Annotated in this window: 15 protein-coding genes; 7 read left to right on the top strand and 8 right to left on the bottom strand. The window is 45.6% G+C overall.

Annotation, left to right across the window (positions count from 1 at the left end; translation table 11 throughout):
• Nucleotides 1-7 precede the first annotated feature (7 nt).
• Entirely contained in the window at nt 8-2470 is a 2463-nt protein-coding gene (gene torA, locus OCV50_RS08755) for a trimethylamine-N-oxide reductase TorA (protein ID WP_239842748.1), read from the top strand.
• Between the two features lie 250 nt (nt 2471-2720).
• Here the strand turns inward: torA and OCV50_RS08750 are convergent, their stop codons facing one another.
• Complete coding sequence (locus OCV50_RS08750) at nt 2721-3245, bottom strand: putative manganese transporter (RefSeq protein WP_261902814.1); 525 nt, start codon at nt 3243-3245, stop codon at nt 2721-2723.
• A gap of 215 nt (nt 3246-3460) precedes the next feature.
• On the opposite strand from OCV50_RS08750, the gene OCV50_RS08745 reads away from it, so the two are divergent.
• Nucleotides 3461-4366, top strand: coding sequence for a manganese-dependent inorganic pyrophosphatase (locus OCV50_RS08745; protein WP_261902813.1), 906 nt, complete (start codon nt 3461-3463; stop codon nt 4364-4366).
• A 163-nt stretch (nt 4367-4529) separates the two neighbouring features.
• Nucleotides 4530-4919: a DUF2750 domain-containing protein gene (locus OCV50_RS08740; protein ID WP_261902812.1), complete on the top strand. Its 390-nt coding sequence runs from the start codon at nt 4530-4532 to the stop codon at nt 4917-4919.
• A 9-nt stretch (nt 4920-4928) separates the two neighbouring features.
• Here the strand turns inward: OCV50_RS08740 and OCV50_RS08735 are convergent, their stop codons facing one another.
• From OCV50_RS08735 to pspF, 7 genes are all read right to left on the bottom strand, one after another.
• Nucleotides 4929-5708 (bottom strand): DUF2927 domain-containing protein, encoded by a 780-nt coding sequence (locus OCV50_RS08735; RefSeq protein WP_261902811.1) that lies wholly within the window; start codon nt 5706-5708, stop codon nt 4929-4931.
• Nucleotides 5709-5747: 39 nt separating this feature from the next.
• A complete protein-coding gene (locus OCV50_RS08730) occupies nt 5748-6530 on the bottom strand; it encodes a peptide ABC transporter ATP-binding protein (protein ID WP_239842752.1) in 783 nt (260 codons plus the stop codon).
• Entirely contained in the window at nt 6527-7528 is a 1002-nt protein-coding gene (locus OCV50_RS08725; RefSeq protein WP_239842753.1) for a peptide ABC transporter ATP-binding protein, read from the bottom strand. Before OCV50_RS08725 ends, OCV50_RS08730 begins: the two co-directional genes overlap by 4 nt.
• Entirely contained in the window at nt 7528-8415 is an 888-nt protein-coding gene (sapC, locus tag OCV50_RS08720) for a putrescine export ABC transporter permease SapC (protein ID WP_032552127.1), read from the bottom strand. The genes OCV50_RS08725 and sapC overlap by 1 nt, the downstream gene beginning before the upstream one ends.
• The gene (locus tag OCV50_RS08715; protein WP_239842754.1) at nt 8402-9364 is read right to left on the bottom strand and encodes an ABC transporter permease; all 963 of its coding nucleotides are present in this window, start codon (nt 9362-9364) and stop codon (nt 8402-8404) included. The genes sapC and OCV50_RS08715 overlap by 14 nt, the downstream gene beginning before the upstream one ends.
• Nucleotides 9364-10989, bottom strand: coding sequence for an ABC transporter substrate-binding protein SapA (gene sapA, locus OCV50_RS08710; protein ID WP_261902810.1), 1626 nt, complete (start codon nt 10987-10989; stop codon nt 9364-9366). Before sapA ends, OCV50_RS08715 begins: the two co-directional genes overlap by 1 nt.
• 102 nt (nt 10990-11091) lie before the next feature.
• Entirely contained in the window at nt 11092-12105 is a 1014-nt protein-coding gene (gene pspF / locus OCV50_RS08705) for a phage shock protein operon transcriptional activator (protein ID WP_261902809.1), read from the bottom strand.
• Between the two features lie 239 nt (nt 12106-12344).
• Between pspF and pspA the strand changes: the two genes are divergently transcribed.
• From pspA to OCV50_RS08685, 4 genes are all read left to right on the top strand, one after another.
• Nucleotides 12345-13016: a phage shock protein PspA gene (gene pspA, locus OCV50_RS08700; RefSeq protein WP_032552131.1), complete on the top strand. Its 672-nt coding sequence runs from the start codon at nt 12345-12347 to the stop codon at nt 13014-13016.
• A 14-nt stretch (nt 13017-13030) separates the two neighbouring features.
• Nucleotides 13031-13264 carry an envelope stress response membrane protein PspB gene (pspB, locus tag OCV50_RS08695; RefSeq protein ID WP_239842757.1) on the top strand — a complete coding sequence of 78 codons (234 nt, stop codon included), beginning with the start codon at nt 13031-13033 and terminating at the stop codon, nt 13262-13264.
• On the top strand, nt 13257-13643 hold the full coding sequence (gene pspC, locus OCV50_RS08690; RefSeq protein ID WP_261902808.1) for an envelope stress response membrane protein PspC: 387 nt from the start codon (nt 13257-13259) through the stop codon (nt 13641-13643). Before pspB ends, pspC begins: the two co-directional genes overlap by 8 nt.
• A gap of 158 nt (nt 13644-13801) precedes the next feature.
• The gene (locus tag OCV50_RS08685) at nt 13802-14836 is read left to right on the top strand and encodes an efflux RND transporter periplasmic adaptor subunit (protein ID WP_239842759.1); all 1035 of its coding nucleotides are present in this window, start codon (nt 13802-13804) and stop codon (nt 14834-14836) included.

Below are 14836 nucleotides of genomic sequence, written 5' to 3'. Positions count from 1 at the left end.
TAACACAATGGCAATTACAAGAAGAAGTTTTCTGAAAGGTGTCGCGACAACAGGTGCGGCATCAGTTATGGGCCCAAGCCTATTAGTGTCGGCTTCTGCATCAGCAGCAGAAACAGACGGCACGTGGAAAGTCTCAGGTTCTCACTGGGGTGCATTCCGTGCGCGTGTTTACGCTGGTAAGGTTCAAGAGATCAAGCCACTAGAAATTGATAAACACCCAACAGAGATGTTGAAGGGTATCAAAGGCATTATCTACAGCCCATCACGTGTGCGTTACCCTATGGTTCGCCTAGATTGGTTGAAGAAGCACAAGTACAGCGCAGATACACGTGGTAACAACCGCTTTATTCGCGTGACTTGGGATGAGGCACTAGACCTTGTTTACCGCGAGCTAGAGCGCGTACAGAAAGATTACGGCCCATGGGCGCTTCACACTGGTCAAACTGGTTGGAGACAAACAGGTCAGTTCCATAGCTGTACTAACCACATGCAACGTGCAATGGCGCTTCACGGTTCTTCTGTGAAGAAGATTGGTGACTACTCTACAGGTGCTGGTCAAACAATCATGCCTTACGTTCTAGGTTCTACAGAAGTATACGCGCAAGGTACTTCTTGGGAGCTTATCCTTGAGAACAGTGACAACATCATTCTTTGGGGTAACGATCCAGTTAAGAACCTACAAGTAGGTTGGACGTGTGAAACTCACGAATCGTTCGCTTACTTAGAACAGCTAAAAGAAAAAGTTGCTAAGAAAGAGATCAACGTTGTCTCTGTAGACCCTGTTAAGAACAAAACAGGTCGTTACCTAGAAAACGAGCAGTTCTACATCAACCCACAAACTGACGTGGCGTTCATGCTGGGTGTTGCTCACGTACTTTACAATGAAGGTCTGTACGACAAGAAGTTCATCGAAACTTACTGTCTAGGTTTTGAAGACTTCATCAAGTACGTTCAAGGTGAGACGAAAGACAAAGTAGAGAAGACTCCTGAGTGGGCTTCTGCTATCTGTGGCGCAAGTGCGGACTCAATCCGTGACTTTGCTAAGATGCTGGTTAACGGTCGTACACAGATTCTTGTTGGTTGGAGTATTCAACGTCAAGAACACGGTGAACAGCCTTACTGGATGTGTGCAGTTATTGCAGCGATGGTTGGTCAAATTGGTCTACCAGGCGGTGGTATCTCTTACGGTCACCACTACTCAGGTATCGGTGTATCTTCAACTGGTTTCTCAGCTCCGGGTTCATTCCCGCTGAACATCGACCAAGGTCAAAAGCCGAAGCACACGAACACAGATTACAACGGTTACAGCCGCGTAATCCCAGTTGCTCGTTGGGTAGATAGCCTGCTAGAGCCTGGTAAGAAGATCAAAGCGAATGGCGCAACGGTAACACTGCCTGATATCAAGATGATGGTATTCAGCGGTAACAACCCGTGGCACCACCACCAAGATCGCAACAAGATGCGTAAAGCATTCAAGAGCCTACAGACTGTAGTCGCTGTAGACTTTACTTGGACAGCGACGTGTCGTCACTCTGATATCGTGCTTCCTGCATGTACTCAGTGGGAACGTAACGATATTGATGGTTACGGCGCATACTCTGGCCGTGGTTTGATCGCGATGCACAAACTAGTGGATCCTCTGTTCCAGTCTAAGACTGACTTCGAGATCATGTCTAGCCTAACTAAGCGTTGGGGTCGTTACGACGATTACACTCGTGGCATGGATGAAATGCAGTGGGTTAAATCTCTGTACGACGAATGTCGCGCAGCAAACGAAGGCAGCTTCGAAATGCCTGAGTTCGCTGAGTTCTGGGAGAAAGGTTTCTTAGACTTCGGTAAAGGTAAGCCATGGACTCGTCACGCTTCATTCCGTGAAGATCCAGAGATCAATGCACTAGGTACACCTTCTGGTTTCATCGAAATCACAAGTCGTACTGTGGGCAACATGGGCTACGAGCACTGTCAAGAACACCCAATGTGGTTCGAGAAATCTGAACGTTCACACGGTGGTCCAGGCTCTGATAAACACCCGTACTGGCTACAATCTTGTCACCCAGATAAGCGTCTGCACTCTCAGATGTGTGATTCTGAAGAGTTCCGTGCAACTTACGCGGTACAAGGTCGTGAGCCAATCTACATCAACCCAACAGATGCTAAGAAGAAAGGCATCAAAGATGGCGATGTGGTACGTGTATTCAACGATCGTGGCCAACTTCTGGCGGGTGCTGTTCTTATGGATAGCTACGCACCGGGTGTTGTACGTATCGAAGAAGGTGCATGGTATGGCCCAATGAACGAGAAAGTGGGCGCGCTAGATACTTACGGCGATCCAAATACACTAACTCAAGACATCGGTTCTTCTGAGCTAGCTCAAGCAACCTCTGCGAACACATGTCTGGTCGACTTTGAGAAGTTCACTGGTAAGCTACCTCCAGTTACTTCATTCGGTGGTCCAATCGAAGTCGCTTAATGCACTCGATATCAAACACTGAAAGGTAGGTAAAAGCCCCTGTAAGCGATGCTCACAGGGGCTTTTTTATATTTTACGACTATGGTGTTCGTGTTATTTGGATGCGGTTAGTGTGCCATTGAGGGCTTTTTACAGGGTACAGTAGTGACGATGGAGAACGCTCCAAGGCTACCAGTAATCCTGACAGCTAGCCTTGGAACGAACGTAAACACGGGAGCGGTTAATTGATGGTGATTATCTCAATTTGAAGCTAATTGGGGCGCAACAAGTCTTCGACGTGCGATAAGTTAATGATCTTACCCAAAGCACTTCCTGCAATAACACTTAATGCGATGGCCGCTATGCCAACGCTTACGTCATCTGCAACAAACAAAAAGGCCGCGTTGCCCAATGTGCTAATTAGGGCGGCAATAAGTGCACCAATACTGATTTTTCCTGCCACATACAAAGAAATGATCGAAACGATACCACCACAACCAGGAATCGATGCCATAACAGAAGCACAGACAACCTGATTGGAGCGACATTGATGTGCCAGTAAGTTCTCGGCATTGACGTTGAGAGTTAACCATTGGTAACCGACCAAGCTCAATATAGTGTATAGCGAAGAAGCTAAAGCGAAGTCTGATACAGTTGTGACCGTTAGATCGACGAGCGATGCAATCACAATCAAAGTAGCAAGCGAAACAGTAAGAAATATTCGCTTACGAAATAGGGATGACGGCATTGATTTTAAAATGTGATGATCTGGTGCACGTTGGAATCTTCGATTCATAACAGTTCCCCCGATATATATAGACTTAGATATAACTATATACGAATAAGAATGATTATCAATTGTATTGTGTGGTTTTTATGACAACTCTCATAGGCAAATAGTCTAACAGGCAGTAACGAAGCGATGATCATTGTCAAAAAATAGGGTAAAGTAAGCGAAATAAAGAGATGCTCTATAGGTAGAGCTGTAATTTTAGTGTAATAGGAAGAAACATGATTTTAGTTGTTGGTCACAAAAACCCTGATAGTGACAGTATTTGTAGCGCGCTAGTTGCAACTGAGCTTCTTAAAGCTCGTGGCGAAGAAGCGACACCAATTCGCCAAGGCGAGATCAACCGCGAAACTCAACACATTCTAGAAGTTGCTGGCGCAGATATGCCAGAGCTTCGTACTTCTGTTGCTGGCGAGAAAATCTGGCTAGTAGACTACTCAGATTTAGCTCAAGCACCTGATGACGTTGCTGACGCAGAAATCCTTGGCATTGTTGACCACCACCGTCTAGGTGACGTGATGACAGTAAACCCAATGGAAGCGTGGATCTGGCCTGTTGGTTGTACAAACACTGTACTATTCAACATGTTCAAGATTGAAGGTCACGAAATCACTCCACAAATCGCTAAGCTAATGATGTCTGCTATCCTGTCAGACACAGTAGGTTTTGCATCTCCGACTTGTACTCAAAAAGACAAAGACGCAGTTGCTGAACTAGCAGAGATCGCTGGTGTGACTGACGTAGACGCGTTCATCAAAGCACTGCTAATCGCGAAAACAAACATCGAAGGCCTATCTGCTGCTGAGCTAGTAGAAAAAGACCTTAAAGGTTACCCGTTCAACGGTCGCGACGTAGTAGTTGGCCAAGTTGAGCTAGCAACACTTGAGCAAGTTGATGGCATGATTGAAGCACTTGAAGCGGACCTAGAATCTCGTTGTGAGAAAGACGGTCTAGCATTCGCTGCAGTAATGTTAACTGACATCACAACAGCTCAAACTCGTCTTCTTTACAAAGGTGAGTGGGCTGAGAAGCTAGTTAAGCACGAGCAAGATGGTGTATTGATGATGGAAAATACACTAAGCCGTAAGAAGCAAGGTTGGCCTTGGCTTCAAGGTGAGCTTGCTTAATTAAGCTGCTGACTAATTAAACGCCTGCTTTTTAGCAGGCGTTTTTCTTTGGCAATGAATTGCATCCCATTAGACTATTTCTTTGAATAGAAGTATTTGCAGTTCAAAAAGCTCGACATACACTGTATGAGAGTGACCGCACTGACAAAAGTAGGAAACGACAATGACGACACCGTTAGACGAGCAGAAAATCGCAGAAGTGAACAAATACACGGGTGAGCAGCGCTTTAAGTACTGTGTAAAAGAGATCGTAGCTAATCGCGAAGTATGGATCCTAACCGATGAGCACGGTTGTGTGATGCTAAACACGGAAGATGAAGACTGCGTTCCTGTTTGGCCAAATAAAGAGTTCGCTGAATCTTGGGCAACAGGCGAATGGGCTGAGTGCAAGGCTGAAGCAATCTCATTGAATAAATGGCACAGTCGTTGGACTATCGGTCTAGAAGATGATGAACTTGCTGTTGTTGTCTTCCCAAATGAGCAGGAAGAGGGCGTAGTACTTTTCCCTGACGAATTCGACTTTGAACTGAAGAAGCAAGCGGCAAAGCGTTAATTCACACTGTCAACGAAACAGTTCGTATAAGGGAGCCTGTCTGGCTTCCTTTGTTGCCTCCTCTAACACTCCCTTTTTTTGATATTCCCTTACTATACGTTTTATGATTGGCTTCGCCTCTGAGAGCGTCATTCCCGCTTTTAATTCTGGCTCGTAGAGCAACTTCAATAAAATTATGTCTAAAGGCGCTAGAAGCTCCTCTGGCGTGTGATCATTAAAGATTGAGGGGAAGGCGTATTCAGAATCGTTCGGTAATCCTAGTGCTTGTGTGATTTCTTCTACGATACACGCTAATAACTTGCCACGTGACCTTGCCAAATCAACAGGAATGACGATAGCAGCAGAGACGATATGACCACTCGCATTGGTTCTGTATCCAGCGGTACAAATCGCGGTATTTAAATGCTGGGTCGATTTCAAGTTGAGTGCAGATTTTGCGTCCTTAATCCAGTGTGACTCGCGTGTATAAATCCACTGCACATTGGCTTGCGATTTTTGACTGACAAACTCAATAGATAGGCCTGTGATTTGGGCTAGGTGCTGAACATGCAGCTCTGCAAGTTCTTGATGGAGGGCTTGGTCTCCGACACCGTGGTTGAGCCATATTCGAATGGGTTGGTTCCACTTAGCCAATGGGTGATTGCCATCAGCATATTCACGTTCGAGAGCCACGCTATAAAAAGCGCGCTCAACAAAGTCGGGCTCGAGCCAAGTGAGTCCAGTAGCCCTACAAGGAAATGAAAATAGGACGAAAAAAAGGGAATAAATGTAGAACGGATACAGTTTCATTTATTCCCTCACTTGTAAGCATTAACGCATTTTCTATGATCAGTAGTTCGGCGCTTTAAAGAAGTGACTCTCTACCAAACGCTGCGTGATTTGATGAGACGGGTTGGAGAGCACCTCATGGGTTTCTCCAGCTTCCACCACATCGCCTTCATGCATAACGATGATCTTATCGGTGATGTGTTTAATGATGCCGATGTGTTGTGAAACGTAAACAAACGAAACGCCCATCTCTTCTTGCAGCTCCAAGAATAAGTTAATGATCTGAGAGCGCATTGCCATGTCCAAACCATTTAACGCCTCATCGGCAACAATGATGGATGGTTGAAGTATCAAAGCACGTGCTAAACAGACCCTCTGCTTTTGGCCAGCAGCGAGCATTTGAGGATAAAAGTAAGCGTGCTCCGGTAGAAGGCCCACTCGCAGCAGTGTGTCTTTTACGCGTTTCATTCGCGCTTCTGGAGGCATGTTGGTGTTTCGCTTCAGCGGCCCCTCAAGAATACGACCAATCTGAATACGTGGGTTTAGTGAGGTGTTTGGATCTTGGAAGATCATCCTAATCAGTTTACAACGGGTCGAATAATCTTTGTGCTCAAGCTTTTCACCATTGACTCGGATCTCACCTGATGTGGGCTCAACCATGCCAGCCAACATACGAGCAAGCGTAGACTTACCAGAACCATTTTGTCCGATAAACCCAATTGTCTGTCCCGCTTCAAGAGTGAAGCTCACCGGTTTTACCGCTTGATGAATCTTCTTACGAAAAAGCCCAGAGCGTGTCGTAAAATCTTTGGAAAGATCACTGACTTCTAATAATGCACTCATGATTTCTTTTTCTTCTCCATGTTCAGTGGGAAGTGACAGTTAAACTTGTGGTTCTTTACACGACTGGTGTGTGGAATTTCAACACACTGCCTTTGCGCATAGGGACACCTTGGGCCAAGACGACAACCAATTGGCAAGTGCTGCAAAGGGGGAATCGAGCCCGGCAATGATTGCAACTTCTCTTTGTGGGGTATCCAATCATTGAAGTCTGGCATCGCCTTAAGAAGCGCCACTGTATACGGGTGCTTAGGTGCATCCAGCAGTTTTTGTGTGTCGGCGGATTCAACCGATTGTCCACAGTACATTACCGTGATTCGTGTTGCCCATTGAGTAATGGTGGTTAAGTCATGGCCAATCAAAATAATGGTTGTATTGTGTAGCTGATTCATACGACTCAACAGACGCAGAATCTGAGACTGAGTGATTGGGTCTAAGTCGTTTGTTGGTTCATCAGCAATCAGTACTTTTGGCTTGGCGGCGATCGCCATCGCAATCATCACTTTTTGACACTCACCGTCGGTCAGCTCATAAGAGTAACTGTCCATCAAGCGTGAGTGGTCTTTGATACCGACCTTGTGAAGTAGAGCAATCGCCTGCTTTTTTCGCCATTTAAAGCGTTGCCACCATTTGCCTTCGAAGGCATGAGACGGAATCGACTCGATAAGTTGGTGTCCCACTTTTTCCGAAGGATCGAGACAGGTTGAAGGCTCTTGAAAGATCATCGCGATATCGCGAGCGATGACACGTCGACGCTCTTTGGGTGTCAACTGAAGCAAGTCGATATTACCCAAACGCATTCGGTCTGCAGAAACTTTCCAGTTCTCTTTACATACGCCAACAATCGCTTTGGCTACCAAGCTCTTACCTGAACCTGATTCACCTACTAGGCCGCGAATTTCCCCTTCATTCAGAGTAATGCTCATACGGTCTACGGCTTTAACTAAGCCCTGAGGTGTTTCGATTTCGATGGTCAGATGTCGAATATCAAGTAACGGCATTATTCGATTCCTGCGTTAAGTGCTTGGCGTACGCCTTCACCGACTAAGTTGATGACGATAACAGTAAACATGATTGCGAGACCGGGTAGAGTCACTGTCCAAGGCGCTAAGTAGATAAGTTCTACCGAGTCACCAAGAATCGAACCCCACTCTGTGCTAGGTGCTTGAGCCCCTAAGCCTAAGAAGCCTAGTGCTGTAATATCGAGAATCGCTACAGACAACGCTAGCGTTACTTCAAGCGCAATAACGGTAAGAATATTCGGTACGATCGAGTTCCAAAGTAGGTAAAAATCGTTAGCGCCATCCAAACGCGAAGCCATGATGTAATCTTTCTCTACTTCTGCGTGAACGGCGATATAAACCGAGCGGATGAAGCGAGGAATCAGCGCAAGACAGATCGCCAGTAAGATATTGAATTCACCGAAGCCTAGGAAGGCAACAAAGATAATGGCTAGCAGCAAAGACGGGATAGACATTACCGTATCAAGCAGGTGGTTCAATGTACTTGATAGGAGACCGCGCGTCATGCCTGCTAGTACACCAATTAAACAACCAATCACAGCAGCAATGAACGTAATCACCACAGCTGCGCCAAAGGTAAGCTGAGAGCCAATGATAAGACGTGACAGGATATCGCGACCTAAATCATCGGTACCTAGGAAGTACTCAACCGTGCCAGCAGGATCCCACGATGGTGGCGTTAACAAGTGACCAGTTTGCTCTTGAGCATCATGAGGCGCTAGCCAAGGTGCGGTAATGGTGACGAAGATAATCAAAACCAAGCACCATAGGCCAAACATCGCCAAATTGTTGTTGCGGAAGCTGCGCCAAAAACGCTCAAACTGAGTCGGGATGCGCTCTTCTTGATAGACGTTACTTGTTAGCATACCACTCTTTCCTTACTAGAGGATTGATCATCGCACCGATCAGATCCGATAGGATATTCGCTGTCAGTACTAGCGTGGCCACCACGATCACACCCGCTTGAATTGACACGTAATCTTGATTAGATAGTGCATCGAGCAGCCAGCGGCCAATACCCGGCCAGTTAAAAATAGATTCGGTGATGATGGCCAGCGTTAACATACTGGATAGCTGCACACCCACCTTAGGAACGATAGGTGGAATAGCATTGCGCAGTACATGCTGAGTGACGATCTCATGGGTTGAAAGACCCTTTATACGCGCTGCTCGAATGTAGTTTTGAGTCATAACTTCAGCCACAGATGCACGCATTAAACGAATAACTTGTGTGGTTGGCGCTAATGCCAGAACCAAACAAGGCAGTGCCATATGCTCAATAACACTCTGTAGTGCATGAGCTTTGTAGCGACCTTCGGCAAAGAACGCATCAATGATTGCAAACCCAGTAACATGTTCGATTTCGTACAGTAAATCGTAACGCCCGCCAACAGGGAACATCTCAAAGTGCAATGAGAAAACCATAATCATCAGCAGAGCTACCCAGAAGATAGGGGCTGAGTAACCCGACATGGATGTAAACGAGATAGTGGTATCAATGAACTTACCTTGGCGCATGCCTGCAATCGTACCTAGAGGGATACCAACTAGAAGTGCGAGTAGAAACGCAAAGAAACAAAGCTCAAGTGTCGCGGGGAAGACCACGACCAACTCGTCATAGATAGGCACACCATGCTTACTGATGCCGAAGTTGAGTGTTGATAGTTCACCAATATAGCTTATCCACCCCGGCCAAAACTCTTGAATAGCCCAAGGTGATGTTTGGTCTAATCGCAATAATGAAAAGCCAACAATAGTCAGTATTGCGAGGGTAATAACGAATAGATTGATGCGTCTTAACGTATACCAAAACATTACGGCTGCACCTCTCTTGTCACTTGATCGAAAGGCTGAGCATTAAATGGACTTTGCTTGAAGCCAGTTAATGAACGGTCATGTACACGGAATTGCACGCCATGAGCCAGTGGGATCACTGGGAACTCTTCGTTAAGAATATTCTGTGCTTGGTGATACAAGTTCACTCGATGTCTCTGTTGGTTGATCTCTAGCGCGAGATCAAGAAGGAAATCGAAATCGGAATTACACCACATAGATACGTTCAAGCCTGCACGCTCTGACTGACATGAGAGCAATGGACGCAAGAAGTTGTCTGGGTCGCCGGTGTGGCCAATCCAACCGGTAAGCAGGAGGTCCGTCGATGCGATAGAAGATAGCTGAGTTCGGTCAAAGCGATCGTCAGTATAGAGTTTTAAAGAAATGCCGATATCCGCAAGGTTGGCTTGAATCAGCTCCGCCGTCTTGCGTGGGCTCGGGTTGTAGGCTCTTGGCTCGAGTGGTACCCACATTGAGAGCTCTAAGCCGGGTTCAACACCAGCATCTTTAAGAAGTGCGACCGCGTAGTTGCGGTCATAACGAACCTGAACTTGGTCTTTTTGATATGCCCATGAGGTTGGCGGCAACAGCGTGTAAGCTTTACTGCCCGTTCCGTAGTACACCGAGTCCAAAATATTTTGGCGGTTGATCGCAAGGTTCAGAGCCTTACGCACACGAGCGTCACGCAGTGCGGGGTGCTCTGTGTTTAAGGCGATGAATGAAACGTTCACAGCAGGAGTCGCCGTAATCTCAAGCTCTTCTTGAGCCTGAATAATCGGGATCTGGCTTGAGATAGGTGAGTTGAGTACGTCACATTCGTCGCGTAGGAGTTTTGCGAGGGTACCGGTACCACGTTGTGATGTATCAAACACCACTTGGTCCATTTTCACCTCACTCTTCCAGTAGTTCTTGTGTTTTTTCAGGCGTACTAGGTCGTTAATCTGAAAATCATCAAGATAAAATGGTCCTGTACCAACTGGGTGTGAGTCTAAACGGTTTTTCTCATCCATCTGAATAAGTTGACTCGCGTACTCTTTTGAATGGATCACTGCATAGCTGGTGGCAATGTTGGTCAAAAAAGAGTTGTCTGGGCGAGTTAGGGTAAACTTCACCGTCAGGTCATCTACAGCTTCAATACTGTCGATGAGATTTGGGAAGTCGATACCAGCAAACCATGGGTATAGTCCGCCACCAACATAGTGAAATGGGTGGGTGCTGTTTGTGATACGTTCGAAGCTAAAGACAATATCTTGTGCGTTCAGTGCACGAGTAGGCGTGAACCAATCGGTCGTCTGAAATTGCACCCCTGGACGTAACTTAAAGGTATATTCAGTACCCGCCTTGTTCACCGTCCATTCGGTCGCAATATTTGGCTGCGGGCGATAAGTCTTAGGGTCCAACTGCAGTAGCGTATCGAAGATCTGAGGGCTTAGCGATTCAGCGGTAATACCACTGTCCACCAACTGTGGATTAAAGGTACTTGGGTTTCCTTGGCCACAATAAATAAAGCCTTTTTCTCGGATCTGGTCGTGATCGACGCTCTCTCCACATCCGGCTAAAAAGCCTAGCGTGAAGATACCCAATGACAGTCTTAATAGTGCTTTCATAAAAAGAAATACTTTTCGAAACGAGGCGAAAGAGGAGCCTCAAGATCCGGATAATTTAACATTTTATTTATTGCGCTCCAAATAATAATCCTGTGCTAGCAGCTATTTATCGCTATTTTGGCCGACTATCGAATACTTCCTCACCATGCCTCTTAATTGGTTGTAAGTAAGACCAAGCAGCTCAGCCGCCTGTTTTTGATTGTATTTGCTTGTTTTTAATGCCTGAGTGAGGAGTGCGATGTCTTGTTCCTCTTGCCAAGCTTTGTAGTCCAAAGGAAGAGAAAAGCTGCGCTCATTCGAAGTATGGTCGCTCAGTGCAGGATTGTCAGTTTCAGCCGAAGTTTCACTCCATGCTGGTTGGAAAGGATTAAACACAAGAGACTCAATCGGATTTGGGTTTCGACCATGTTGATAGATAGCTCGCTCAATCACGTTTTTAAGTTCACGCACGTTACCCGGCCAAGGATAATCAATGAGTGATTGTGCTGCTTCTGGAGAAAAGCCGACAAACAGTTCTAATTCCAGCTCTCGGCACATTTTGATTGCGTAGTATTCCGCCAACAGTGTGATGTCCTCTTTTCGCTCACGAAGCGGAGGTAAGGTGATGACATCAAAGGCTAGTCGATCTAAAAGATCGGCTCTAAATTCCCCTTTGCTTGCCATATCGGGAAGGTTGGCGTTAGTCGCGCAAACGAGCCGAACATTTGCACTCAGTGCTTTTTGACCACCGACACGTTCATATTGTCCGTATTCGATCACACGAAGAAGCTTTTCTTGAACGGCAAGGGGAGTCGTGGCCAGTTCATCTAAAAATAGAGTGCCACCCTCCGCGCGCTCAAATCGACCCTGATGGCGACCTTTTGAACCGGTAAAAGAACCAGATTCATGACCGAAGAGCTCAGAATCGATCAAGCCCTCACTTAACGTAGAGCAGTTCAATGAAATTAATGGCTGGTCCCAACGCTTAGAGAGATAGTGAAGGCGCTGTGCAATCAATTCTTTACCTGTACCGCGTTCACCAATAATGAGTACCGGTCTTTCAATCGGTGCTAATTGAGAGACTTTATCGAGGACGGACAGGAAATTCGGGGATTCGCCAATTAAATTTTGCTGCATAGGTGGCCTTATCGTGCGATGTTGTGATGCTGGTGGTGAAAAATGCCAACACTTGGTTAATTTCATCATAGCATCTGTTGTTATAATCACCACATATTATTAAGTTATTGATTTTTAATGGTTATAAAATTGGCACGCAATTTGGATTACTAAGAGTAAGTTTATCCGCGAGTGATAACACCATTCGCACAGTAACTTTGGTTTACCATTGATTAAGTTGATTATTTAAGGAGTTCCTTATGGGTATTTTTTCTCGCTTTGCAGACATCGTAAATTCAAATATCAGCGCATTACTCGATAAGGCTGAAGATCCTGAAAAAATGATTCGCCTTATCATCCAAGAGATGGAAGATACGTTGGTAGAAGTTCGTACCAACTCAGCAAAAGCCATTGCTGATAAAAAAGAGCTCGCACGTAAAGTTGAGTCTATCGAAGACCAAATCGCAGATTGGCAGCAAAAAGCAACGCTAGCACTAACGAAACAGCGTGAAGATCTAGCGAGAGCGGCTCTGATTGAGAAACAAAAGTTAGAAGACATCATCAAAAGTCTTCACACTGAACAGACTTTGGTTGAAGAGACCATTGAAAAGCTAACCAGTGAAATTGGAAAGCTTGAAACTAAGATCGCTGAGACACGCGCAAAGCAGCAAGCACTTGCGATTCGTAACAACGCTGCAAGCAATCGTCGCGATGTTCAAAAGCACCTTCACTCAAGCAAAACTGATGAAGCAATGGCGAAATTCCAGCAAATGTCACGTAAAGTAGACGAACTAGAGGCGGAAGCGGATCTGTATGCTAAAACAGGTAACGCTAAATCCCTTGACCAAGAATTTGCTGAACTGCAAGCTCAAGATGAAATTGAGAAAGAACTTGCAAAACTGAAGCAGCAAGTCGAAAACCGCGATAAATAACCCAGGAGTTATCTATGTCATCATTTCTAATAGCTGGTCCACTGATTGTCTTTCTGATTTTTGTTGCTCCGCTATGGTTATTTTTGCACTACCGCAGTAAAAAGAAGTCGAGCAATGGTTTGTCTGAGACAGATTTACAAAGGTTGCACCAGCTTTCGCAACAAGCGGAGTCGATGCAAGATCGTGTTAAAACCTTAGAAAAGATCTTAGATGTGGAGTCCCCTAACTGGAGACGAAACTATGAGTAGAGAACTGTATCGCGACCCCATTAACGGCAAATTATCAGGTGTTTGTGCAGGCCTAGCAAATTACTTTGGTCTAGAAGTATGGCTGGTGCGGATTATGGTTATTTCTGCGGCGCTTTTAGGTGGTAGTTTCTTAGTGATTCTGGCTTATTTGGCTATGACGTTCATGATCGAAAAACAGCCGCGACGTTATGTCGATGAACTCAAGTCAAAGCAAGAGCACACGCTTAAGCAAAAACCGTGGGAGCAAGGACAGACACCAGAATTCCTGCTCAATACGCTAGAGAGTGATTTTGAGAAGATCGAGCGTGATGTGCGCAACATCGAAGCTTATGTCACATCTGATAGTTTTAAAGTGCATCGTGAATTTAAAAACATGTAGCACGTGAACTGGTTATCTTCTTATAACGGCTTGGATGAATATCGTCCAAGCCGTTATTTTTTTTGGATATTTTCTCAAAATAATTCCGGACATTAACTGGTAAGTTAGATGTGATTAATCTATGTTAATAAAATATTTATAGATATGGATGATCTCAAATGTACAAAGCCTCCCTTGTCCTTATGACAGCGCTAGCAGGGCTGTCTGGGTGTGGTAAGGAGCTGCCTCCTGTCCCCGAACCTGAATCTCGACCTGCCAAACTCTTCACTGTTTCTGTCGGCAACAACACTTTTAAACGCGACTTTCCAGCCACAACAGAAGCCGGTGATAAAGCAGTCCTTGCATTTCGTGTCCCTGGGTTATTACAAAATATTGAGGTGACTGCAGGTCAAGTCGTGAATAAGGGTGACACGCTCGCTGTGCTCAACCCAGATGAATATCAACTGTTAGAAAAACAGGCGAGAGCAAATTATCTGTTAGCGGATGTTCAGTTTGAGCGCGCTAAGAAACTGCGCAAAGACCGCGTTGTTTCCGAACAAGATTTTGATGAAGCTAAAGCTAATCACAACTCTGCAAAGGCGGTATTAGACCAAGCCAAGGCTAATCTACGCTACACCAAACTCGTAGCGCCTTACGATGGCACCATATCAATTATTCCCGCTGAAAATCATGAATATGTCGCTGCTAAAGAAGGCATCATGAATATTCAAACCAACCAGATTATGAAGGTTGTGTTTCTGCTTCCTGATCAATTAATCACACGCTACTCAGCGGGCTTCGAAACTGAGTCTAAGATGGTGTTTGATGCTTTCCCTGATTACTCCTATCCACTGACATTCCAAGAAGTAGATACTGAGGCAGACCCTAAAACCGGTTCTTATAAAGTGACCATGGTCATGGAGCGTCCAACAGACATCGGCATTCTGCCTGGCATGTCGGGTAACGTGTATCTCTCTTCTAACCGAGGAGCGGCGACTAAAATACCTAGCGCAGCGATGATCACTGAAAATGACGATACCTATGTGTGGCGTGTAAATAGTGACGGCATTGTTGAGAAAGTTGCGATAGTGACTGATGAAAAACGTCATATCGTTTCCGGTTTAAATGATGGCGACCGCATTGTTACTTCCGGTGTGAATGAACTGCAGTCTGGCGAGAAAGTTCGCGAATGGGTTAAAGAGAGAGGGCTCTAA

Source organism: Vibrio fortis, from assembly GCF_024347475.1.
Classification (GTDB): Bacteria; Pseudomonadota; Gammaproteobacteria; order Enterobacterales; family Vibrionaceae; genus Vibrio; species Vibrio fortis.
Note: the sequence above shows the minus strand (reverse complement) of the source record. Positions and strands in the feature narration are given on the sequence as shown.

Bases quoted from the DNA above. Each gene is read 5' to 3' on its own strand.
- torA (WP_239842748.1), top strand. From the start codon at position 8: ATGGCAATTACAAGAAGAAGTTTTCTGAAAGGTGTCGCGACAACAGGT.
- OCV50_RS08750 (WP_261902814.1), bottom strand. From the start codon at position 3,245: ATGAATCGAAGATTCCAACGTGCACCAGATCATCACATTTTAAAATCA.
- OCV50_RS08745 (WP_261902813.1), top strand. From the start codon at position 3,461: ATGATTTTAGTTGTTGGTCACAAAAACCCTGATAGTGACAGTATTTGT.
- OCV50_RS08740 (WP_261902812.1), top strand. From the start codon at position 4,530: ATGACGACACCGTTAGACGAGCAGAAAATCGCAGAAGTGAACAAATAC.
- OCV50_RS08735 (WP_261902811.1), bottom strand. From the start codon at position 5,708: ATGAAACTGTATCCGTTCTACATTTATTCCCTTTTTTTCGTCCTATTT.
- OCV50_RS08730 (WP_239842752.1), bottom strand. From the start codon at position 6,530: ATGAGTGCATTATTAGAAGTCAGTGATCTTTCCAAAGATTTTACGACA.
- OCV50_RS08725 (WP_239842753.1), bottom strand. From the start codon at position 7,528: ATGCCGTTACTTGATATTCGACATCTGACCATCGAAATCGAAACACCT.
- sapC (WP_032552127.1), bottom strand. From the start codon at position 8,415: ATGCTAACAAGTAACGTCTATCAAGAAGAGCGCATCCCGACTCAGTTT.
- OCV50_RS08715 (WP_239842754.1), bottom strand. From the start codon at position 9,364: ATGTTTTGGTATACGTTAAGACGCATCAATCTATTCGTTATTACCCTC.
- sapA (WP_261902810.1), bottom strand. From the start codon at position 10,989: ATGAAAGCACTATTAAGACTGTCATTGGGTATCTTCACGCTAGGCTTT.
- pspF (WP_261902809.1), bottom strand. From the start codon at position 12,105: ATGCAGCAAAATTTAATTGGCGAATCCCCGAATTTCCTGTCCGTCCTC.
- pspA (WP_032552131.1), top strand. From the start codon at position 12,345: ATGGGTATTTTTTCTCGCTTTGCAGACATCGTAAATTCAAATATCAGC.
- pspB (WP_239842757.1), top strand. From the start codon at position 13,031: ATGTCATCATTTCTAATAGCTGGTCCACTGATTGTCTTTCTGATTTTT.
- pspC (WP_261902808.1), top strand. From the start codon at position 13,257: ATGAGTAGAGAACTGTATCGCGACCCCATTAACGGCAAATTATCAGGT.
- OCV50_RS08685 (WP_239842759.1), top strand. From the start codon at position 13,802: ATGTACAAAGCCTCCCTTGTCCTTATGACAGCGCTAGCAGGGCTGTCT.